Source organism: Rhodococcus sp. 05-340-2 (genome assembly GCF_002258915.1).
GTDB lineage: Bacteria > Actinomycetota > Actinomycetes > Mycobacteriales > Mycobacteriaceae > Rhodococcoides.
Genome location: NZ_NOYU01000005.1, coordinates 22,058 through 42,541, shown reverse-complemented (window position 1 = coordinate 42,541; position 20,484 = coordinate 22,058). Strand labels below are relative to the sequence as shown.

The 20,484-nt window shown below is 63.3% G+C and carries 21 protein-coding genes; 11 read left to right on the top strand and 10 right to left on the bottom strand.

Annotated features, from left to right (window positions below):
* Positions 1–60: 60 nt before the first annotated feature.
* Positions 61–3,372, bottom strand: a complete 3,312-nt coding sequence (lysX, locus tag CH271_RS00855) for a bifunctional lysylphosphatidylglycerol synthetase/lysine--tRNA ligase LysX (protein ID WP_094632125.1) — start codon at positions 3,370–3,372, stop codon at positions 61–63.
* Positions 3,373–3,685: 313 nt separating this feature from the next.
* Here lysX and CH271_RS00850 point away from each other — a divergent pair, with 313 nt between their 5' ends.
* Positions 3,686–4,669, top strand: a complete 984-nt coding sequence (locus CH271_RS00850; RefSeq protein WP_037195364.1) for a hypothetical protein — start codon at positions 3,686–3,688, stop codon at positions 4,667–4,669.
* Here CH271_RS00850 and CH271_RS00845 read toward each other — a convergent pair.
* The 4 genes from CH271_RS00845 to CH271_RS00830 form a co-directional block, all read right to left on the bottom strand.
* Positions 4,651–5,205 carry a GNAT family N-acetyltransferase gene (locus CH271_RS00845; RefSeq protein ID WP_179274769.1) on the bottom strand — a complete coding sequence of 185 codons (555 nt, stop codon included), beginning with the start codon at positions 5,203–5,205 and terminating at the stop codon, positions 4,651–4,653. The genes CH271_RS00850 and CH271_RS00845 overlap by 19 nt on opposite strands.
* Before the next feature lie 147 nt (positions 5,206–5,352).
* On the bottom strand, positions 5,353–5,772 hold the full coding sequence (locus CH271_RS00840) for a TIGR03668 family PPOX class F420-dependent oxidoreductase (protein ID WP_037195366.1): 420 nt from the start codon (positions 5,770–5,772) through the stop codon (positions 5,353–5,355).
* A 15-nt stretch (positions 5,773–5,787) separates the two neighbouring features.
* Positions 5,788–7,155, bottom strand: a complete 1,368-nt coding sequence (locus CH271_RS00835) for a putative bifunctional diguanylate cyclase/phosphodiesterase (protein WP_094632123.1) — start codon at positions 7,153–7,155, stop codon at positions 5,788–5,790.
* 93 nt (positions 7,156–7,248) lie between these two features.
* Entirely contained in the window at positions 7,249–8,313 is a 1,065-nt protein-coding gene (locus CH271_RS00830) for a substrate-binding domain-containing protein (RefSeq protein WP_256986114.1), read from the bottom strand.
* A gap of 47 nt (positions 8,314–8,360) precedes the next feature.
* Between CH271_RS00830 and CH271_RS00825 the strand changes: the two genes are divergently transcribed.
* The 4 genes from CH271_RS00825 to CH271_RS00810 all read left to right on the top strand — a co-directional run bounded on the left by CH271_RS00825 (position 8,361) and on the right by CH271_RS00810 (position 12,573).
* Entirely contained in the window at positions 8,361–9,560 is a 1,200-nt protein-coding gene (locus tag CH271_RS00825) for an MFS transporter (RefSeq protein ID WP_094632121.1), read from the top strand.
* A 177-nt stretch (positions 9,561–9,737) separates the two neighbouring features.
* A complete protein-coding gene (locus CH271_RS00820; RefSeq protein ID WP_094632119.1) occupies positions 9,738–10,766 on the top strand; it encodes an ABC transporter substrate-binding protein in 1,029 nt (342 codons plus the stop codon).
* Positions 10,763–11,788: a FecCD family ABC transporter permease gene (locus CH271_RS00815; protein WP_094632117.1), complete on the top strand. Its 1,026-nt coding sequence runs from the start codon at positions 10,763–10,765 to the stop codon at positions 11,786–11,788. The genes CH271_RS00820 and CH271_RS00815 overlap by 4 nt, the downstream gene beginning before the upstream one ends.
* Positions 11,785–12,573 (top strand): ABC transporter ATP-binding protein, encoded by a 789-nt coding sequence (locus CH271_RS00810; RefSeq protein WP_094632115.1) that lies wholly within the window; start codon positions 11,785–11,787, stop codon positions 12,571–12,573. The genes CH271_RS00815 and CH271_RS00810 overlap by 4 nt, the downstream gene beginning before the upstream one ends.
* 80 nt (positions 12,574–12,653) lie before the next feature.
* On the opposite strand, the gene CH271_RS00805 is transcribed toward CH271_RS00810, so the two are convergent.
* Positions 12,654–13,130, bottom strand: coding sequence for a nuclear transport factor 2 family protein (locus CH271_RS00805; protein ID WP_094632113.1), 477 nt, complete (start codon positions 13,128–13,130; stop codon positions 12,654–12,656).
* A gap of 54 nt (positions 13,131–13,184) precedes the next feature.
* Here CH271_RS00805 and CH271_RS00800 point away from each other — a divergent pair, with 54 nt between their 5' ends.
* From CH271_RS00800 to CH271_RS00790, 3 genes are all read left to right on the top strand, one after another.
* Positions 13,185–13,553: a glyoxalase gene (locus tag CH271_RS00800; protein WP_094632111.1), complete on the top strand. Its 369-nt coding sequence runs from the start codon at positions 13,185–13,187 to the stop codon at positions 13,551–13,553.
* A 135-nt stretch (positions 13,554–13,688) separates the two neighbouring features.
* Positions 13,689–14,174, top strand: coding sequence for a tetratricopeptide repeat protein (locus tag CH271_RS00795; protein WP_306437401.1), 486 nt, complete (start codon positions 13,689–13,691; stop codon positions 14,172–14,174).
* An 84-nt stretch (positions 14,175–14,258) separates the two neighbouring features.
* The gene (locus tag CH271_RS00790; protein WP_094632109.1) at positions 14,259–14,690 is read left to right on the top strand and encodes a PPOX class F420-dependent oxidoreductase; all 432 of its coding nucleotides are present in this window, start codon (positions 14,259–14,261) and stop codon (positions 14,688–14,690) included.
* Between the two features lie 108 nt (positions 14,691–14,798).
* Here CH271_RS00790 and CH271_RS00785 read toward each other — a convergent pair whose 3' ends face one another.
* Positions 14,799–15,668, bottom strand: coding sequence for an AraC family transcriptional regulator (locus tag CH271_RS00785; protein WP_094632107.1), 870 nt, complete (start codon positions 15,666–15,668; stop codon positions 14,799–14,801).
* Between the two features lie 88 nt (positions 15,669–15,756).
* The gene (locus CH271_RS00780) at positions 15,757–16,617 is read right to left on the bottom strand and encodes a helix-turn-helix transcriptional regulator (RefSeq protein WP_094632105.1); all 861 of its coding nucleotides are present in this window, start codon (positions 16,615–16,617) and stop codon (positions 15,757–15,759) included.
* 130 nt (positions 16,618–16,747) lie between these two features.
* Here CH271_RS00780 and CH271_RS00775 point away from each other — a divergent pair, with 130 nt between their 5' ends.
* Positions 16,748–17,821, top strand: a complete 1,074-nt coding sequence (locus CH271_RS00775) for an aldo/keto reductase (RefSeq protein WP_094632103.1) — start codon at positions 16,748–16,750, stop codon at positions 17,819–17,821.
* Between the two features lie 8 nt (positions 17,822–17,829).
* On the opposite strand, the gene CH271_RS00770 is transcribed toward CH271_RS00775, so the two are convergent.
* Positions 17,830–18,294, bottom strand: coding sequence for a GNAT family N-acetyltransferase (locus CH271_RS00770; RefSeq protein ID WP_170945842.1), 465 nt, complete (start codon positions 18,292–18,294; stop codon positions 17,830–17,832).
* 397 nt (positions 18,295–18,691) lie between these two features.
* Here CH271_RS00770 and CH271_RS00765 point away from each other — a divergent pair, with 397 nt between their 5' ends.
* Together CH271_RS00765 and CH271_RS00760 are read left to right on the top strand one after the other, a co-directional pair.
* Entirely contained in the window at positions 18,692–19,417 is a 726-nt protein-coding gene (locus CH271_RS00765; protein ID WP_094632099.1) for an HAD-IA family hydrolase, read from the top strand.
* On the top strand, positions 19,410–19,652 hold the full coding sequence (locus CH271_RS00760; RefSeq protein ID WP_094632097.1) for a hypothetical protein: 243 nt from the start codon (positions 19,410–19,412) through the stop codon (positions 19,650–19,652). The genes CH271_RS00765 and CH271_RS00760 overlap by 8 nt, the downstream gene beginning before the upstream one ends.
* Positions 19,653–19,991: 339 nt before the next feature.
* Here the strand turns inward: CH271_RS00760 and CH271_RS00755 are convergent, their stop codons facing one another.
* Entirely contained in the window at positions 19,992–20,441 is a 450-nt protein-coding gene (locus tag CH271_RS00755) for a MarR family winged helix-turn-helix transcriptional regulator (RefSeq protein WP_094632095.1), read from the bottom strand.
* Positions 20,442–20,484 lie beyond the last annotated feature (43 nt).

Below are 20,484 nucleotides of genomic sequence, written 5' to 3'. Positions count from 1 at the left end.
AGTTTCCATCATTTTCCCGGTTTTTCCCACTCGGCCTCGCGGATGGGGTCGTAGCGGAGGTCATTGACGCGGCTTGGCCAGCGGGAACGCCAACGTTTCGCGGATGCTGCCTCCGGTGATGAGCATGACGACCCGGTCGACGCCCATGCCGAGACCACCGGTCGGCGGCATTCCGTGTTCGAGTGCCTGCAGGAAGTCCTCGTCCAAGCTCATCGCCTCCTCGTCGCCCCCGGCCGCGAGCAGAGACTGTTCGGTCAGTCGCTGCCGCTGATCGACCGGGTCCGTCAGTTCGCTGTACGCGGTACCCAGCTCGACACCCCACGCGACGAGATCCCACTTCTCTGCGACCCCGGGGATGCTCCGATGCGGCCTCGTCAACGGCGACATCGACGTCGGGAAGTCCTTGTAGAAGGTGGGGAATTCCGTGTAGTCCTCGACGAGATGCTCGTACATTCCCTGCGCGACGGCTCCCGCATCCCAGGTCTTCTCGTACGGGATGGCGTTCTCGTCGCACAGGCGTTGCAGTTCGCCCAGTGGGGTCGACGGTTCGACGGGTACGCCCAACTTCTCGGCGACGGCACCGTGCAGCGTCTTGACGGGCCACTCGCCGGAGATGTCGATCTCGATCATCTCTCCGTTCGGGCCGTCGGGACGCAGGATGATCTCGCGTCCGTGCGCCGCAACAGCAGCCCGTTGAATCAACTCGCGGCACAACACCATTGCGCGTTCGTAGTCGCTGTGGGCCTCGTACGCCTCGAGGATCGTGAACTCGGGATTGTGCTTGAAGTCCGCTCCTTCGTTGCGGAACACACGCCCGATCTCGAACACCTTCTCCATGCCGCCGACGCACAGGCGCTTGAGATACAGCTCCGGGGCGATTCGCAGGTAGAGATCGAGGTTGTAGGCATTGATGTGGGTGACGAACGGCGCGGCGTTCGCACCGCCGTGCACCTGCTGCAGAATCGGTGTCTCGACTTCCATGTACCCGCGCTCTGCCAGCGAATCACGGAGGGATTTCACCACATTCGAGCGTGCGATCAGCAGAGCTCGAGCATCCCGATTGATCGCCAGGTCCACGTAACGCTGCCGCACCCGAGCTTCCGGATCGGTGAGCCCGCGGTACTTGTCCGGCAACGGATGCAGGCACTTGGCGTTCATGCGCCACTCGGTGGCCAGCAGGGAGAGCTCACCACGCCTGCTGTACCCGATGGTGCCGCTGACCTCGATGAGGTCACCCAGGTCGAAGTCGGCATCGAATTCTTCGATTCTGTCGCCGACGCGTTCGCGGTCGAACAGCACCTGGATATCGGCCGACCAGTCACGGATGACGGCGAAGGACACGCTGCCGTAGTCACGGATACGCAGAATGCGTCCGGCGATTCGCACCGTTGTGCCCTGCGGCGACGCCACCGCTGCCTCGACGGTGTGGGTCGGGGGATACGCGACGGGATAGCCCTCGGTGCCCTCGCGTTCGAGGCGATCGAGCTTCGACATGCGCACGCGCACCTGGTCGGGACGCTTCCGGCCCGGCGTCGGCTCATCCGGAACGCTGTCGGGTCCACTGCCGTCGGGATGAATGTCGGCGGCGTCGGCCAGAGCTGCGGGCACCGCGACGTGGGAACCGGTGTGCTTCGAGGCCCGTCGGAAGGTCGGAAGAGTCAGGAAGCCTTCGGCGATGGCCGACGCGACGCCGACCTTGGGCAACACCCGATTGTCGGCGAAGCAGAGGTAGCGCGGCTCCCATTCCGGAAGGTACTTCACGTTCGAGCGATACAGTGCCTCGAGCTGCCACCACCGGGAGAAGAACACCAGCACGCTTCGCCAGATCCGCAACACCGGCCCGGCCCCGATCCGGCTGCCCTCCTCGAACGCCGCGCGGAACACCGCGAAGTTCAGCGAGATCTTGCTGATGCCGAAATGATCTGCGCCGGTGGCGAGCTCGGTCACCATCAATTCGATCACGCCGTTGGGCGACGCCGGATCCCGGCGCATCAGATCCAGCGATGCACCGGTACGCCCCCACGGGACCAACGAGAGAACACCGATCACCTTCTCACCCTGAACTGCCTGCACCAGAAGGCAATCGCCGTCCAGCGGATCACCCAGCCTGCCCAACGCCATCGAGAAACCACGCTCGGTTTCGGTATCGCGCCACGCATCCGCGCAGGCAATGATCTCCGACATCTCCTCCGACGAAATATCCCGATGACGACGCACGGTGACCACAACACCCGCCTTGCGAGCCCGGTTGACCGCCTGACGCACGGGGCGCATCTCGCGTCCATTGAGGTTGAAATCTTTGGTTTTCAGGATTGCTTCGTCGCCGAGTTCGAGGACGCTCAGGCCGGCCCGCTTGTACGCGGTGGCGCCGATCTCGCTCGCTCCCATGACAGCCGGGGTCCAGCCGTACTTCTCGGCCAGGTCCAACCATTCGGATATCGCATGCGGCCACGCCTCGGGGTTGCCGATCGGGTCACCACTGGCAAGACACACACCGACCTCGACGCGATACGTCACCGCCGCCTTGCCACTGGTGGCGAAGATGACGCCCTTGTCGCGTCGGGTCGCGAAGTAGCCGAGGGAATCGTCGGCACCCCACTTGTCGAGCAGGCCACGGAGAGCGGACTCGTCGCGACCGGTGAGCGCATTGCTCGACCGCTGAGACCGAAACAACGTGATGACAGCCCCCAGCAACGCCAACGCTCCGAACAGACCCAACGCCGTGTTGACGATTCCGTTCGGCCTGCCGTCGAACTGCTCGTTGTCCACCGTCGCCAACGCCGTGACCCGATTGAACGCCCACAGGAACGTCTGACTCTCCGGCAACGACCCGGGGAACAACGCCACCAGCGCCCACCCGATCACCGTCCCGATGGCGGCGCCCAGCACGAGCACGCCGAGCGCTTTCCACACCGCACCGCGGCGCACACGCGTGTAGAACTCCTTGCGCGCGGCGATCAACAACCCCGTCACCACGACATGCACAGCCAGTGCAATCCACGAGCTGACGTCCTTCTCCGTGATGCCCTCGACGACATTGGTGATCGCCAACAACACCAGATAGATCGTCAACAACCACCACGCAATGCGTTTGCGACTCGCCAGCGCCGCCGCCAACAACCCGACCACCAACGCCCACGACAAACTCGTATCGGGAGCATCGAAGTAGTAGCGGTCCACGTATTCACGAGGAACATGAATCAGGAAGCGAAGAGTCGGCGACAGACTCCACAGAAACAACAACACCGCGAACACGCCGAGCACCAACCCCGCGATATGGGGCACCTCACTCAACCGACCACGCGCGGGTGGCACGAACGACCGCGGAGCCATGGACCCGGACCGCTCCGAGGGAACTGCTGTCGCCGTCATATCTCACTCCCGAAGTCAGAATGCACTTGCAACGTAGACGGTATCCCCGCCGACCGAGTCAGTTGTCCATTGCCGGACCCGCCCGTCCACTCAATGTGACGTTCAGTGGCCTTTTCGGCAGTCAATGGCACATCGAGTGGACCTCGAATCGAGTGCGGGCAGCGAATCTTCGGGGGCATTGGATCGTGGTGCAGCGTCGCCTCGGCGCACGAGGGTCGGCAGTTTGTCCACAGGGCGTGAGTTGTCCACAGGGCAATTCGTTTCCCGTCGTCGTGATGGATTCGGGGTGTGCGGACTGTGCATCATCTTGGTTATGAAGCGGGGTGGAGCACGAGTCGACGCGAAGGTGATCGCGGCTGCATCGGATCGCGGCTTCATGAGGACAGCGCATCTACTCGAACTCGGGGTGGCGTCGAAGACCATTGTTCGACGCACTCAGCCGGACGGCAGCTGGTCACGGGCGCTGCCTGGGTTGGTGTTCTTGAAGAACCGCTCGCTGACGCCGATGGAACGCGCCACCGCGGTGGCGATCTACTGCGGCAAAGATGCTCTCATCAGTGGTCGGGCAGGGTTGGCGTTGCATGGATTCGGTACGTCGGGCTCGCTGGACGAGACATTTGCACTGATTCCCGAGCCGCAACACCGCAAGTCCGTGAGCTTCGCAGTGGTGGAGCGAACGTGGCGAATGCCCACGGCGGAGATCAGGTCGGGGCTCCGCGTCGCGCCGATCGTTCGGTGCTTGTGCGATGCAGTTCGGCGGATGAAGAATGCCGAGCAGTGCCTGGCGCTGATTGCAAGCGTCGTGCAGCGAGGCGCGGCCACCGTGGACGCGATCATGAAGGAGCTCGACGCCGGCAGTACTCGTGGGACGGCGATGCCGCGACGGGTGCTGCGGGAGTTGGCGGCCGGCGCGCATTCCGTTGCAGAAGCCCAGGCCCAGAAGCTGTACGCGCGCAGCGGACTTCCGGCGATGCAACACAATGTGGTCGTCCACGACGAGCGGGGAAAGTTCCTGTTGATCGCCGACAACTGGCTCGATGACGTCGCATTGGATTGGGAGATCGATTCGCTGGAGTACCACCTCTCGCCCGCGGCGCACAGGGCGACGGTGGAGCGTCGTGAACGAGCGCAGAACGCCGGCCTCATCGTGGTGACACATCTGCCGAGCGATATTCGAGACGATCCGGAACGCGTGCTGTCCGACCTTCGGGCGCGCTACGAGCAGGCCAAGGCGCGACCGCGACCGAACGTCACGGTTCGGCCGCGAGCAGATCAGGCTTATCGTCGGTCGGGCTGATACACCCAGATCATGTGCTCGCCGGTCTCTGAAACAGCTGCGATCGGTTGATGCTCGATCCTGTCCAGAACGAATCCAAGCCGCCTGGGTACGGCCTGGCTTCTGAGATTTGCTGCATCACAATGAATTTCGACTCGGATGATTCTGTCCAGTTTCAAGGCCTCCCGCATGAGGGCAGCGACGGCCTCGCTGATCACCCCACGTCCCTCCGCCTGGGCATCGAGCCAGTAACCCAATTCGATTCCGTGCGGGCCGATTCGGCGATGCATCCCGATTTTGCCCAGAAACGCACCGCCGTCGTGGTCGAAAATTCCGTAATCGAACATCTCCCCGGCATCCCACTGCTCGACGGCCTCGGCGATACGAGCTAACTGAGCCGAAGGCTGTGTGGCTTCTTCGGTCGCCCAACCCATCCAGGGCACGAGGCGAACGAGATTGCGATCGATCGCATCGGCAATGGCAACCGCATCGTCGACCGATTCGCGACGAATGACGAGTCGGTCGGTGACAATCCGATCGGGAGGCACGTCGAGCATGGTCAGCAGTGTGTCAACAGTGCACCCGACTTGCCAACGAATTTCGCCGCACTTCCACCCGCCCGCAGTCCACTCGATGTGCCATTGACGGGCGAAAAGGCCACTGAAGGTCACATTGAGTGGTCAAAGCGGGGGCAGGGGGCGGGGTCAGGAAGCCGACCAGGATCTCCAGGACAGTTTGTCGATGATGATGACTGGACCCTCGGGTCTGTTGTTTCTGTATTGACTGTATTTCGCGACCAAGGCGTCGGTGGCCGATGTGCCTTCGGTGCTGGAGGATTCGACGATGTGGGCGGATCCGTCTGCGCGGATCCACCAGAGTTGGGACCAGTCGTCGGTGTAGTGGTCGACGATGAGGCTGACGGCGGGGTCGGCGCGGATGTTGTCGAGTCGCTGGAGTTTTCGGGTTGTCTTGGGTTTCCAGTCGATGGCGGTGAAGATGCGGTCGCCGGTGGGCGCGACGGCGAAGACGATCGGTACGAGGTGCGGTGTGCCGTCGGGGTTGATGGTGGAGAGTTGGGCTCGGGGTGCGTCGGTGAAGCGTTGGACTTCGTTGTCGATCTTCACGTTCGGTTCCTCGGGTTAAGCGGATTCGCTGTGGGTGCTGTGTCGGGTGATGAATTGTTCGAGTGCCGCAACGGGCATGGGGCGTCCGAGTAGGTGTCCTTGGCCGAAGGTTACGCCCATGTCGGTGCAGATCTGGAGTTGTTCCGGTGTCTCGATTCCCTCGATGACGGTGTCCTTGCCGAGGGTGGTGGTGACGTCGACGAGGGCGGTGCAGAGCGTGGTCATGGCGCGGCGTCGGTGCAGGTTGTCGCTGTCGAGGTGTTGGGTGAGGGATTTGTCGATCTTGAGGATGTCGACGGGGAGGGTGGCGAGTCGTTCGAGGGAGGAGAACCCGGAGCCGAAGTCGTCGATGGCGATGAGGACGCCGTGGCGTTGGACGTCGCGTAGTTGGTAGTGGACGGCGTCGAGGTCGTGGAGTGTCTGTGATTCGGAGAGTTCGAGTGCGAGCCGTCCGGGTTCGATGCCGTAGGTGTCGACGGTGTCGATGACGTCGGTGGCGAGGGTTCCTGTGGCGAAGTGGGCTGGGCTGATGTTGACGCCCACCTGGAGGTGGATGTTGCGGGCCTGCCAGTCGGCGATCGTGTGCGCGACCTCGGCGAGTATCCACAGGCTCAGCGGGACGATGAGGTCGGCGTCCTCGGCGAGGGGGATGAAGGTGTCGGGCATCAGCAGGCCGAGTTCGGGGTGGTTCCATCGGATGAGTGCTTCGGCCCCGACGACCGTTCCTGTCGCGAGTTCGACGATGGGTTGGTAGACCATCGTCAGTTCGCGCTCGACCATGGCGATGCCGCGTAGTCGTTCGATGAGTTCGAGTCGGGTGCGGTTGGTCTGGTGGAGCTCGTCGGTGAAGACGTGGTGTTCGTTGCGTCCGACGGCTTTGGCGGCGTGCATGGCTGCGGCGGCGTTGTGGACCAGTTGGGTGGCGCTGATGTCGGTGTCGGTGCTGGAGGCGACTCCGACGCTGGCGGTGAGGGTGAGTTGGTGGCCGCCGAGCTCGAAGGCGGGCTCGAAGATGCTCGTGAATCCGGCGGCCATGGCGCGCGCGGCTATGGAGTGGCAGCCTCGTGCGATGACGACGAATTCGTCGCCGGTGAGTCGGCCGATGGTGTCGCCGGGCCGGGTGGAGGCAAGGAGTCGGTCGGCGACCATGCACAGCAGGTCATCGCCTTGGGCGGGGCCGAGGGCGTCGTTGAATTCTCGGAATCCGTCGATGTCGACCAGCAGGACGCTGAACTGGCGGTCAGGGGTGCGTCGGTCGAGCTCGGTGGTGATGAGGGCAAGGATCTCGATGCGGTTCGGGAGGCCGGTCAGAGCGTCGTGTTGGGCTGCTGTTCCGGAGACGGCTGCGACATGACGGGGCGGCGCGTCGTGCTCTCGGCTCATTGTTCCCCCTCATGGCCGGATAGCCACGAGTGATACTAGCCCAAGAGTCCGGTTAGACGCCATAAACAGGGAACATCCCCTTTTTATGGACTATTAGATCACGGTGTTCTCGGTTTGTGTGCCGTTTGTGCGACCTGTCGATATTCGTTCTTCGATTCTCCAGATCGCGTCGTCCACACTGTCGCTGAGTCCGAGCACCCACCGGGCCGCCGACCGCCCCTGATCGAACAGCGACTGCGCGACGGTGGTCAATCCGGCTTCGGCTGCGGCGGGGGAGTCGTCCCACCCGGTGACGGCCAGTCGCCCCGGAATGTCGATTCCGGACACGGTTGCAGCATCGAGTACCCCGAGGGCAAGTTCGTCGCTCATCACGAGCAGTGTGTCGATGGCATTGTCCTGCAACAGCAGTCGCGCTGCTCTGTCGCCTTCTGCGCGGGCGTTGTCGGTGGTGAACAGTGTCGGTACCGTCGACCAGTCGATCCCCGATCGCAGGCATGCGTCTCGGTAGCCTGCGAGCCGCGCTCGGGTCACCGGCATCGAGATGTCCGACGCGTCCGCGCCACGCACGATCGTCGATTCGCGTCGGGTATCGGGTCTGAGGGCGACGATGGCAGGTCGAGATCGGCTGTTCAACGCGGTGGTGCCCACGGCGTCGGCTGCAGCTCTGTCGTCTATGGCGATCCAGTTCAGTCCGGGGTGGTCGGGCCCACCCTGGATGCACGTCGGGCGGCCGGTGTCGACGAGCACGTCGAGCAGGGGGTCGCCGATCTCGGTGGTCCACACGACGTACCCGTCGACCTGTGCGTCCCTGATGCGTGCGTTGTCGGTGTCGCGGTGCAGGTTCGGCAGCATCACCAGCGCGGTGTCGGCGTCGAGACACGCTTCGGCGATCCCGGACAGAAAGCGTCGAGCCTGGGGATCCTCGAAGGCATAGGTGAGTTTCTCGCCGAGGACGACACCGATGCTGTTGTGCCTGCCGCTGCGCAGTGACCGCGCGGTGCGGTTGGGACCGGTGTAACCGAGGGTGGCTGCTGCCTCGTGCACGCGATCGCGTGTGGCCGCCGAAACCCGGCTCGGTCGGTTGTAGGTGTACGAGACGCTCATGGTGGAAACGCCTGCGGACGCTGCGACGTCAGCCATGGTCACCCGAGTGTTCACCGGGCCACTGTAGCGCGCCGCACGGACCGTGTGTAACGATACACAACATGTCTTCGCCGCTACCGAAGCTGCTGGTGCTCGCCGCAGCCGCATTCATCTACGTCACGGCGGAAACGCTGCCGGTGGGGTTGCTCCCCGAGATCTCCGGGGACCTCGGTGTCGGCGAATCCGCCGTGGGTCTGCTGCTGACCTTCTACGCGTACGGCGTCGCGGTGATGACGATGCCGTTGATCCGGTTCGTGCGCGACTGGCCCCGACGGCGCGTCGTCGTCATCACCGTTGCTGCACTGGCACTCTCGCAACTCCTCTCGGCGGTATCCGTCGGATATCCGATGTTGGTGATCTCCCGAATGCTCTGTGCGGCAACACACGGAGTCTTCTGGGCCGTCGTCGCCCCGGTCGCGGCGTCGCTCGCGCTACCCGGCAAGCAGGGCAAGGCGATCGCCACGGTGTACGCCGGTACGTCGCTGGCGCTGGTGGCCGGCAATCCACTCACTGCCGCACTGGGTCAGTGGTTCGGATGGCGCACGGCGGCAACGATTCTCGGTATCGTGGCCGCAGCGATCGCCGTGGCGCTGTACTTCGTCCTCCCGGCACTGCCGGTCACCCGGGCGGCTTCGGAGACGAAAAAGACACCGCGGGTGCTCGACGGCACCCTGGCCGTTCTGTGTGGAGTGACGTTTCTGGCCGTCCTCGGTCATTTCGCCGCGTACACCTACTTCTCGGTGATCGTCGACCGTGCCATCGGATCGGCGGGTACCACTCTGACTCTGATGTTGATGCTGTACGGACTGTTCGGGGTGATCGGCATCTGGGTGATCGGCAGAACCTACGACCGGTGGCCCCGACACTCGACCATCGGGGCCTTGGGTGCGGTCGCTGCGGCGGTGGCAGTTCTCTGGTGCACTCTGAGCGGAGCGCCCGGTAGCTGGGCCGTGTTCGCCGTCGGTGCGATCGCCCTGTGGGGACTCGCATTCACCACCCTCCCGGTGTGCATCCAATCGGCAGTGGTCAGAGCGGCCCCGGCCGATGCGGACAAGGCGTCGGCGATCTATGTCGTTGCCTTCCAGTTGGCGATCGCGACCGGTGCTCTGGTGGGTGGTGTGGTGATCGACCTCAGCGGCATCGTGGCCGTCACCGCTGCTGCAACGGCGCTGGTGGCCGCAGCGCTGGTGATTGTCGTCATGGCGCGCAGGACCTTTCCGCGCAGCTATGCCCAGGAGCCGGTGACAGCAGCGGCACGCTGACCCTCGAGGTGCCCCGCACGATAGGGTCAGCGAGCGACGAACGAGGGAATCCGGTGCAATTCCGGGACTGGCGCGCAACGGTGACGAGTGAGAGCTCGAAGTCCGAATGCTCGGACGTCGCGATCCACCTCCACCCGCGGCTCCGCGACACGAGCCCTCAGCAGGAAGCTCCTCACGATGCGCACCACTCTCGCCGTCCTAGGCGCGGTCTCGATCCTCGTTCTCGCCGGTTGTTCGTCCACCGCGACCACCGACGCGGCTACCCCGACCACCGGAAACTATCCGCTGACCATCGAGAACTGCGGCCGCGACGTCGTCGTCGACGCCCCGCCGCAGCGGGCAGTGTCGCTGAATCAGGGTTCGACGGAAATTCTGCTCTCACTCGGCCTCGCCGACCGCATGGTCGGCACCGCCACCTGGACCGATCCCGTCCGCGCGAACCTCGAATCGGAGAACGCGAAGGTCCCCAGGTTGGCGGACAACAAGCCCTCTCTGGAGGTGGTCCTGGACGCCGAGCCCGACTTCGTCTCCGCGTCGTTCGGCGGCACCCTCGGGCCGGGAGGCGTCGCCGACAGGGACCAGTTCGAGCAGCTCGGTGTGCCGAGCTATCTCTCTCCCACCGACTGCAACGGCAAGACCGACGACAGCGTCAACTCCGACGGTGCGCGTACATCACCGCTCGAAATCGAGACCGTCTACCAGGAAATTCGCGACCTCGCAGCCATCTTCGACGTGCGTGATCGCGGCGAACGCTTCGTCGGCGAGCTGCAGGATCGCTTCGCGACGGCATCAGGAGCCGTCGACGCCTCGGGGGTGACGCTGGCGTACTGGTTCGCCGACACCGACACCCCGTACATGGCCGGATGCTGTGGGTCGTCGGGCATCATCACCGGATCCGTCGGTGCCCAGAACATCTACGCCGACACCACCGACGAATGGCCGCAGGTCAATTGGGAGAGTGTTCTCGATCGCGATCCCACCGCGCTCGTGCTCGCCGATCTGAGTCGACGGAGCATTGCCGGTGATGCTCTCGACAGCAAGATCGCCTTCCTGGAATCGAACTCCGTCACCAGTCGGCTCACCGCCGTCGAGGACAAGCGGTACATCGTCGTCAACGGTGCCGACCTCAACCCGTCGATCCGCACGATCGACGGGGTCGAGAAAGTTGCCGCGGCTCTGCAGAATTGGGGACTGACCACCCCATGAGCCGGACCGATCGCGGGTTGCTGATCCCGCTGCTGCTCGGTGGCTTCGTGGTGTTGGTGCTCTCGATCGGCGTGGCCGTGACGATCGGCCCGGCCAGTGTGTCGGTGTCCGATGTGTATCGAGTGATACTGGGGCACATCGGGATCGGCACCGCCGGAGTGAGTCGCATCGAGGACGGCATCGTCTGGCAGTTGAGGTTGCCCCGAACGCTGCTCGCTGCCATCTGCGGTGCAGGCCTCGCTCTGTGTGGAGCCATCATGCAATCGCTGTTGCGCAATCCCCTGGCCGACCCGTTCGTGTTGGGTATCTCGTCGGGCGCATCCACCGGTGCCGTCTCCGTCGCGGTGCTCGGTGTGGGCGGCGGCGCACTGTCGCTGTCCACCGGAGCTTTTGCCGGAGCACTGCTGTCGTTCGTCCTGGTGATGCTGCTTGCCGCGGGTGCGGGCGGCGGAAACGACCGCGTCGTACTCGCGGGAGTAGCAGGGACGCAACTGTTCTCGGCTCTCACGTCGTTCATCGTCATCTCCTCGGCCGATGCCGAACAGACCCGCGGGGTGCTGTTCTGGTTGCTCGGCTCCCTGAGCGGCGCCGACTGGACGGACGTGGCATTGTGCGGCGGTGTCGCACTGCTGGGAATGGTGGTGTGCCTGTTCAACACCTCGGCTCTCGATGCCTTCACCTTCGGGCACGACGCCGCCGCGTCCCTCGGCGTTCCGGTGAAGTATGTGCGAATCCTGTTGCTGGTCATCACCGCACTGATCACGGCCGCTCTGGTCAGTGCCGCCGGAGCCATCGGATTCGTAGGACTGGTACTTCCGCATGCCGCCCGCTTCCTCGTCGGCGCGCGCCACCGAAGACTGCTCCCGACGACGGTGATGATGGGCGCAATCTTCATGGTCTGGGTCGACACCATCGCCCGAACTGTGTTCGCACCACAGGAAATTCCTGTCGGAGTGGTCACCGCTCTGATCGGCGTGCCGGCCTTCGCGCTCATTCTCTTCCGGCTACGGAGGTCCCGATGACACTGCACGCCAGAGACATTCGATGGACCCGCGGTGGACACCCGATCCTCGACGGCATCAGCTTCGCGCCGGAACCCGGCGAGACCATCGGCCTGATCGGCCCCAACGGGTCGGGCAAATCCTCGCTACTGCGAATCCTCGCCGGCATCGTCGCCCCCGACAGCGGCGACGTGCTGCTCGACGGAGACAACCTGCGAACACTGCGTCGACGCCGCATCGCCAGACGCGTGGCGATGGTCGACCAACACTCCGACACCGACGTCGACATCAGTGTCCGCGACGTCGTCCGTCTCGGCCGCATCCCCCACCACGGCATCCTCGGCGGCGACGCAGCCGACAACGACGCGGCGATAGCGCAGGCACTCGCCGACACCGCCATGGCGTCGAAAGCCACCCGACGATGGCACACCCTCTCCGGCGGCGAACGCCAACGAGTCCAGATCGCCCGAGCCCTCGCCCAACAACCCACCGAACTACTGCTCGACGAGCCGACCAATCACCTCGACATCCAACACCAACTCGACATCCTCACCCTCGTCGCAGGCCTACCCCTGAGCAGCTACATCGCCCTCCACGACCTCAACCTCGCCGCCATGTTCTGCAACCGCATCATCGTGCTGAACAACGGCGCCATCGTGGCATCGGGAACCCCGAACGAAGTGATCACCGAAGACCTGGTGCGCACGGTATACAACGTGCACGCCAGCGTCACGAATGCCGACAATTACCCACAGGTGACCTATCGCCGCCCCGCCCCATCCGACCCCGGAGTCCACTCGATGTGACATTGACCGTCGAAAAGGCCACTGAATGTCACATTGAGTACCAGCCGAAGTGGTCCGCCGAGGCGATTGGCCCGGCGGATCTAGAGTTGCCGCAGTTTCTTCTCGAATGCGTCGAGGCGGGTGGTGTCCTCGAAGAAGTCTTCTTGGGAGATGATTTTTCCCCAGCTCGTGCGGACCAGGAGCACAGTGCGGTTGCTGTAGATCTGGGTGCCGTCGGCGGCGTGGGCTTGGTCGTCGAAGCGGGCGAGCAGCGTCATACGCCAGGGTGCGCCGCCGCTGTAGATTTCCGTGATCTGGCCTTTGATTCCGGCAGCGACGAAGTCTTGGAAGAATTTTTCGATGGCCGGGCGGCCGCGGTGGGTGCCCGACCAGCGGCTGTCACCATCGGCAAACTTGAGCACGGCGTCTCGGTGGAATGACGACAGTAGCGGGCGGTAGTCGCCGTTGTTCAGTGCTTCGATGTCTCGCTGCAGCTTGAGTGTCAGCGCTCGCATCAGCAGGAGCTTGAATGCGAAGGCCGTCGAGATGCCGGCCAGAAATCTCAGTTGCATGCCCATACGTTTGCCTACCGTTCACCGGCGTGTCAATCGAGATGGCGGTACGTTCGTTCGATGATTCACCACGTGCAGGTCGCTTGTCCGGCGGGCGGCGAAGACCGCGAGCGGGAGTTCTACTCGGGTGCTCTCGGCTGGCAGGAGATCGCGAAGCCGCCACCGTTGGCCGTCCGCGGCGGCTGTTGGTTTCGCGTGCCGGGAGTGGGCGGTCCCGATGGTGAGGTACACATCGGTATCGAGGACGACTTTCGACCGGCGCTGAAGGCGCACCCGGCCTTCGTGGTCGATGTCGATGCGACTGCTGCAGCGTTGACGTCTGCCGGCTACCCGGTGAATTGGGCCGATCCCGAGGAGATCCCGGGTCGACGGCGGTTCCATACCCGCGACGGCGTGGGCAATCGAATCGAATTCTTGGCAGCTCGATAGTTGTCGAGTGTCATCGCTACGTCGGGGAGTCGGCCTCGTCGATTCTCCGGACTACGTTTCTTGTGTCGCGAAGACAATGCAAGTGCCGAGATACAGCGGTGGCGTCGGGCCGCGGCATCGTGGACGATCGATTCCATGCTGAGTTGGGAAGATCGAATTGCCGAATTCTGGCGCGACGCGGACGATACAGACCCCGTTCGTATGCGGATCCAGATCGACCAATTGCTTTCAGCCTCAGAGTGTTCTGACGCCCGTGCATTGTTCGAGCGAGCTTGCCTGGAGGACTTCTTGGGCGAAGAATCCGCGGCTGTGCCGCTGTACGAGGCGTCGTTGTCCTACGGGCTCGATATCGACAGGGAGAACCAGGCTCGGATTCAACTGGCGAGTTCGCTCCGCAACGTGGGTCGGCAGGACGACGCGTTGCGAGTGCTGGAGGAGTTCGAGTTCTCAACCGAATACTCCTCTGCGCGAGATGCTTTCGTGGCACTCGCACTCTGGGACAGGGGCGACGGTGCGCAGGCTCTGCGGAACGCACTGCATGCCGCAGACCCGGCTTTGGGGAGATACCGTCGAGCAATCGGGGCGTACGCGGCGGAGCTGTTCGACGACAGACAACCGTGAGACCGGAACGGAACCGACGCCTCGTCGACGGCGTTCTCTGCTGAAGTTCGTGCATACTCGTTTCGACGACCAAATGGGGACTCCATGACCGGAAGCACCTACGATCCACATGCGCTTCTCGAGCAGAGCAGAATCGGCGTGCTCGCCACCATCAAAGCGAGCGGAATACCGCAGCTATCACCGGTGACGCCGTTCTACGACCGGGAAGCCGGCACCATCACGATCTCGGTCACCGAAGGGCGAGCGAAAACGACGAATCTACGCCGAGACCCTCGTGCCGCGCTCGAAGTGACCAGCGCCGACGGCACAGCATGGGCGACGGCGGAGGGAACCGTCACCCTCACCGGCCCGAGATCGTCACCCGACAGCCGCGAAGTCGATGCCCTGGTGGACTACTTCCGCGCCGCCGCCGGTGAGCACCCCGATTGGAACGAATATCGAGCAGTAATGGTCGCCGACCGACGAGTACTGGTGACCATCTCGGTCACACACGTCTACGGCCAATCGATCGCCTGACACCTTTTCCGGTCCACTCGATGTGACATTGACCCCCAAAAAGGCCACTGGATGTCACATTGAGTAGCCATGGCTGGCCGCGACGGCAGGGGGAGGAGTGAAGGACGGCTATCGACTTCGTTGGACTGGAATCCAGAGTTCTCCCGCTCCCGAGGTCCAGTCGGGGGAGGTCTCGGTGACGGTCAGGATCTCCGGTCCCGGGATTGTTTCGTAGGGGTTGGAGGGGAACCATTCGCTGAAGGCGTCGGCCCAGAGTTGTTGCAGTGCGGGCGCGAGTGCGGTGTCGCTGCTTGTCTCGAATACTGCCCAGGTCGATGCGGGCACAGCACGGGTGTCCCAATCGGGTGTTCCAGGCAAGGTGCTTGCAACGGCGAAGTAGTAGTCGAAGAGACTGCCGTCTTCGCGTTCGGGCTCGAAGCCGTCGCTGACGAAGAGGATGTCGGGTAGTTCGGGCAGGTCGGCTAGTTCGCGCAGTTGTTCGCCGGTACCCGGTGTCAGGTTTCGATGGAATTCGGTCATGGCGGTGTTCTCGCCGTGGAACCGGAGTGGGATTCGGGTGGTTCTGCCGACGATATGGAACGCCGGCAGGTCGGTGATGCGGTATCGCATGGTGCTTCGTCCTTCGATGGTCAGGTGAAATGTCACTGCTTGTCTGGAACGCAGGACGGCTCCGGGTCGGCGTGCCCGAGATGGTGTGATGCCGTGCAGGTCTCGGAAGGCGCGGGTGAATGCGTCTGCGGTGTATCCGTACTTCGTCGCAACGTCGAGTACGCCCTGTCCGTCGAGAATATCCGCTGCTGCCAGCGTCATTCGCCGTTGTCGGATGTAGTGCGACAGCGGTAGTCCAGCGAGTGCCGAGAACACTCGTCGAAAGTGATATTCCGATGTGAGGGTGATCCGAGCGAGCTCGGTCGGATCGATCTCGCGGTCGAGATTGCTCTCGATGTAGTCGAGCGCTGAGTTCCATCGTTCGAGCATGTGCCGATGACCTTCCTTTGTTCTGCCCAAAACGATAGGAGCACGGCACCGATGGAGTCTCGACTTTCCGTGTCGCGAAAGGTCGGATTCAGATGGTGCGCAGATGCCGCTCGCCACGTCGTCGTCGCATCCGACCGAGTTCATTCAGCGCAGAACGAGATCGCGCGTCCGCGGGCCGGTAGACGATCAACCGCAGGTCCGGGTCTCCGAGTGGCGTCAGAACATCGAATGTCACGGTCACCGGCCCGACGAGCGGATGTCGCATCGGTTTGTCACCCCGGTTCCGTACGGCCACTTCCCGAGACTGCCAGAACCGGGAGAACTCGCTACTCCCTCGTTCGAGCTCGTCGATCAAGGCGGCGAGCACTTCGTCGTGTGAGTGGTTCACCCACGCGGCACGTAGGTCGGTTACTGCGCCCCGGACGACGTCGTCACGTGCCTCGTAGAATCCGTCGAATCGTTTGTCCAGGAAACACATTCGTAGAACGTTGCGTTCCGAGGCCGGACGGTCGTCGATGTCGAGCAGAAGCGCGGCCATTGTTTCGTTCGCGGCCAGGATGTCGAGTCGGTGATTGAGTACCATCGCCGGCAGCGGGGCGATATCGCCGAGCAACTGATGGATTCCGGTGGGAATCTGCTGGGCAGTGGCCCGCTCGGGTGCCCGGTGTCCGGCGAGCGTGAACAGGTAGCCGGTCTGATCGAACGACAGCTTCAACGCATTCGACAGTGACCGAACCACCTGAGCGGATGGTCGAACATCCCTTGCCTGCTCGAGTCGAACGAGATAGTCGACGCTCACCCCAGCCAGCGCAGCGACCTCCTCGCGTCGCAAACCAGGTGTACGTGAAGCCCCGATTCGTGGCGGCAGACCGACATCCGACGGGACGAGTGCCTCGCGTCGGGCACGCAGAAATGCCGCCAGTTCGTCTCGACCCAGCCGCGTACTCACCCGCTTCAGGGTAGGTCACTCCAGCGTGATCAGCCTGGTACCGCCCTTCCCAGGATGATCACGCCCTTCCCGTTGCCAGACGAGACCGGGACTGTGAGCTGGAGTGAACCGTGAACGAGAGGAACAATCTATGACGCGCATGGACGAGTACCGACTGCTGGGACGCTCCGGTCTGCGAGTATCACCATTGTCGCTGGGAGCCATGACATTCGGCGATGCCTGGGGCTGGGGTGCGGACGAGGACGACTCGAGGAGAATCTTCGATGCCTACCTCGACGCGGGCGGAAACATGGTCGACACTGCCAACATTTACACCGACGGCCAATCGGAGCGGTACCTGGGCCGGTTTCTCCGTGGCCGTCGCGATTCGGTCGTCGTCGCGACGAAATACGCGGCGACGCGTGATCCGTCGGATCCGAATGCCGGTGGGGGCGGGAGAAAGAGTCTTCGCGGGTCCGTCGAAGCGAGCCTGAAGAACCTCGGTACCGATTACATCGACCTGCTGTATTTGCACGCGTGGGACGGAATGACGCCGAGTGACGAGATCATCGCATCGCTCGGCGAACTCGTCCGCTCGGGAAAGGTTCTGTATCTGGGTGTTTCGGATACTCCAGCGTGGGAAGTCGCTCGTATGAACACCACCGCAGAGCTTCGTGGGTGGCCGTCTTTTGCGTCACTTCAGGTGGAATACAGCCTGATCGAGCGAACTACCGAGCGAGAATTACTCCCTATGGCAGCCGATCTGGGACTCGGTGTGATTCCTTGGGCTCCGCTCGGCGGTGGAGTGCTGACGGGTAAGTACTCTGCCGCGGACCTTGCCACGGCCGGTTCCGACAGCCCATCAGGAACCCGTCGTGATCACGCGAAGGCAAACGGAACGCTGACCATACGGGGCCTCGACATCGCGAAAGTAGTTGTCGACGTCGCACACCAACTCGGTGTGTCCGCTGCGCAGGTGGCGCTGGCATGGACGCTTCGGAATCCATCGGTCACCAGCTCTCTGATCGGGGCTCGGACCGTTGAACAGTTGAGCCAGAACATCTCTGCTCTCGATGTGGTCTTCGACGAATCCCAGCTCGACAAGCTACATGCAGTCAGCGCTGTAGACCTCGGGTTTCCGCACGAGTTTCTGACACGACCGATGGTGCGCGGCGTCACGACCGGACGCACCAGTACTCGACCCCGCCCGAATCGGCGGTGGTGAGCCGCACATCATGGCACCGGAGGAGACCGAAAAATCATGGGCTCACCGTCGTCGACGAGTGTGAACCCGGCACGCTCGAGCACCCGGCGGGAGGCCGTGTTCGCCCGGTACACCTGCGCCGCCAGTGGAAGCGCGGCCGCGTGCTCCTGCGCGTGGAGGAGCATCTCGCCTGCGTATCGGTGACCCCAGTGCTCCGGATGCACCCAGTACCCGACCTCGATGTGGTCGGATCGTCTGATCAGGCTGAGCAAGCCGACGGGGTGTCGATCCTCGTCGGTGCCGATGAACCACTGCTGCACATCCGGCCGTTGGCTGCCCGTCGCGTTCAGTGCCTGCGTGAATCGGCGATCGAAATGGTCTCTACTCCAGGGCTTTCCGTCTCCGACCCAACGGACGACCTCAGGGTTCGATGCCATAGAGAATAAGAAGTCGGCGTCGGACTCCTCGGCGGGGCGCAACAGAATCCGTGTCACAACTCTCGAACCCGCGAGGTCAGGTCCCTGCCCGCATCGCCGGTGTCGGCTCTCTCGAACAGCAGCGCGGATACCTCGTCGACTACGCCGATGCTGTCACTGTCGATGCTCATGGGGCTGCCCTTCGTCATCGTTCGAGTCGGCTCGCTGGAATTCTAGCCGGGGCGTGACGCCACTGCAGGGAGGTTGAAGTGCCCGACGTTTCCCACGACAGGCCCACGGTGAGCTACCCGATATACATTGTTGCGCAGTAGGTTTGATTCCCGGTCGGTCAGCGCGCACATCGACGGCCGGACAAGCGAGAGCAGATGACGGGCGGTAGGCTGTTCATGATCTGCAGACGGTATCGGCACGAGCAGTCGGCCGCCATCGAGTTTTCGCAAGGAGACCGAACCACATGAATCTCGCCGACTACGACGTCATGAGCTTCGATTGCTACGGAACGTTGATCGATTGGGAAGCCGGTATCCTCGACGTGCTCAGGCCATGGGCGCAGCAGGCCGGCTCGCCGTTGTCCGACGACGAGCTGTTGTCGGCGTACGGTGTCAACGAGTCTCAGGCGCAGCGGGATTCGCCCTCGGACCTGTACCCTCGGATACTTGCCGAAGCCTTCGCGCGGACCGGTGGCACGCTGGGAATACCGGTCTCGGCCGAGTGGGCGGACAAGCTCGGGGCTTCCGTTTCGGACTGGCCGGCATTCGAGGATTCGGCCGACGCGTTGTCGTCCCTCGGGGAGAGCTACAAGCTCGTCATCCTCTCCAATGTGCACCGCGACGGCTTCGCAGGTAGCAATCGTCGGCTCGGCGTGCAGTTCGACGCCATCGTCACCGCCGAGGATGTCAAGGCCTACAAGCCGGCCGACAACCACTTCGATGCGCTCGACGGAGTTCTCGAGACGCTGGGTGCCCCACGATCTCGACTACTCCATGTTGCGCAGAGCCTGTTCCACGATCACGTACCGGCGAAGCGGCACGGCATCGCCTCGGTGTGGATCGATCGGCGGCACGATCGTCCCGGATGGGGAGCAACGCCGGAGCCATCCGGGGAATACAGTGTCGACATGAAGTTCCCGAGTATGGCCGCATTCGCAGCAGCGGCCCGCGAAGCCCGCTCGGATGCGTAAGGTCTCGATCCTGATCGGCTTCTCACTCGGGCTCATCGCCTCTATCGGTATCGTCCTGTGGGCCGATGCGCCGCGTCGAGTGAACTATGCATTTGTCGGCGACGATTCGCAATACTCGGAGTTGTTGGGTATGCCCGGGCAGCTGGCCACCCTCGTCGTCGGTTTGCCCGTTCTGGGCGCAGCATTCGGTTTCGTTGCAGGCGTGCTGATTTCGAGGGCGCGTAGGAAGCCCTGATCCTAGGATTGCTGTTCGCGAACGATATACGAGTGCGAATGGTGACGGCGACTCCACCGGCGCTGGCCGCTATGTGTCCGATGGCCATGAGACCAGATGGAAGCTTCCGTGTCGACGGACGAACCAGCACTCCGAGACCGACCACGGCACCGAGAAGCAACCTAGCGACGGCGACGACGGCCGGTGGTACGACCATGATCTCGAAGAGCGGCCGGGGCTCGATGACTCCGATAGATGCTAGTTGCACAGCGGCATAAAAGGCGATCGACGCCGAGCAGACGACCGAGATGGTCGAGATATCGACGAGTGCTAGGGCACGTAGGCCGCCGCGCCTGATCGTCACCAATGCCAGGCTTCACCTCCGACGTTCTGGATCGTTCGTTGCAGGACTCGAATGGTGGTGACGAACTCGTCCTGGCCTATTCCCTGCATTCGTTCGTCCTGCAGCATCTGTTGAACGTCTGCTGCTCGCCGAAACAGCGCTTCACCTTCCGGGGTGAATGTCACGCGCGAATTCGATTCCACGACCAAACCTTTGGCGCGTGCGGACTCGATGGCCTCGACGATTGCTTCCGGCGTGTCGTTGTGCCCGATCTTCTCGATGGTCTCGGCGCGATCAGCCCCCGCGGGATGTAGCGAGATCTGGTGCAGGAGCCACCATTCGGCTTGCGTCAACCCGATATCGTGTAGCGCGCCGCGGATTCGTGCGCGAATCGCCTCCCCGGCGCGCACGGTCCAGAATCCGATGGGTTGACGCTCGGGCGGTTGCATGGGTCTGTTTGATGTCATGAAAACGAGCCTAAAACCTGAACCGAACTTCAGGTCAAGACCG

Coding starts and splice junctions, on each gene's coding strand:
- CH271_RS00850 (WP_037195364.1), top strand. CDS start 3,686: ATGAAGCGGGGTGGAGCACGAGTCGACGCGAAGGTGATCGCGGCTGCA.
- CH271_RS00790 (WP_094632109.1), top strand. CDS start 14,259: ATGACCGGAAGCACCTACGATCCACATGCGCTTCTCGAGCAGAGCAGA.
- CH271_RS00810 (WP_094632115.1), top strand. CDS start 11,785: ATGACACTGCACGCCAGAGACATTCGATGGACCCGCGGTGGACACCCG.
- CH271_RS00835 (WP_094632123.1), bottom strand. CDS start 7,155: ATGAGCCGAGAGCACGACGCGCCGCCCCGTCATGTCGCAGCCGTCTCC.
- CH271_RS00755 (WP_094632095.1), bottom strand. CDS start 20,441: ATGACATCAAACAGACCCATGCAACCGCCCGAGCGTCAACCCATCGGA.
- CH271_RS00800 (WP_094632111.1), top strand. CDS start 13,185: ATGATTCACCACGTGCAGGTCGCTTGTCCGGCGGGCGGCGAAGACCGC.
- CH271_RS00765 (WP_094632099.1), top strand. CDS start 18,692: ATGAATCTCGCCGACTACGACGTCATGAGCTTCGATTGCTACGGAACG.
- CH271_RS00795 (WP_306437401.1), top strand. CDS start 13,689: ATGCTGAGTTGGGAAGATCGAATTGCCGAATTCTGGCGCGACGCGGAC.
- lysX (WP_094632125.1), bottom strand. CDS start 3,372: ATGACGGCGACAGCAGTTCCCTCGGAGCGGTCCGGGTCCATGGCTCCG.
- CH271_RS00805 (WP_094632113.1), bottom strand. CDS start 13,130: ATGGGCATGCAACTGAGATTTCTGGCCGGCATCTCGACGGCCTTCGCA.
- CH271_RS00820 (WP_094632119.1), top strand. CDS start 9,738: ATGCGCACCACTCTCGCCGTCCTAGGCGCGGTCTCGATCCTCGTTCTC.
- CH271_RS00845 (WP_179274769.1), bottom strand. CDS start 5,205: ATGCTCGACGTGCCTCCCGATCGGATTGTCACCGACCGACTCGTCATT.
- CH271_RS00825 (WP_094632121.1), top strand. CDS start 8,361: ATGTCTTCGCCGCTACCGAAGCTGCTGGTGCTCGCCGCAGCCGCATTC.
- CH271_RS00815 (WP_094632117.1), top strand. CDS start 10,763: ATGAGCCGGACCGATCGCGGGTTGCTGATCCCGCTGCTGCTCGGTGGC.
- CH271_RS00760 (WP_094632097.1), top strand. CDS start 19,410: ATGCGTAAGGTCTCGATCCTGATCGGCTTCTCACTCGGGCTCATCGCC.
- CH271_RS00785 (WP_094632107.1), bottom strand. CDS start 15,668: ATGCTCGAACGATGGAACTCAGCGCTCGACTACATCGAGAGCAATCTC.
- CH271_RS00775 (WP_094632103.1), top strand. CDS start 16,748: ATGACGCGCATGGACGAGTACCGACTGCTGGGACGCTCCGGTCTGCGA.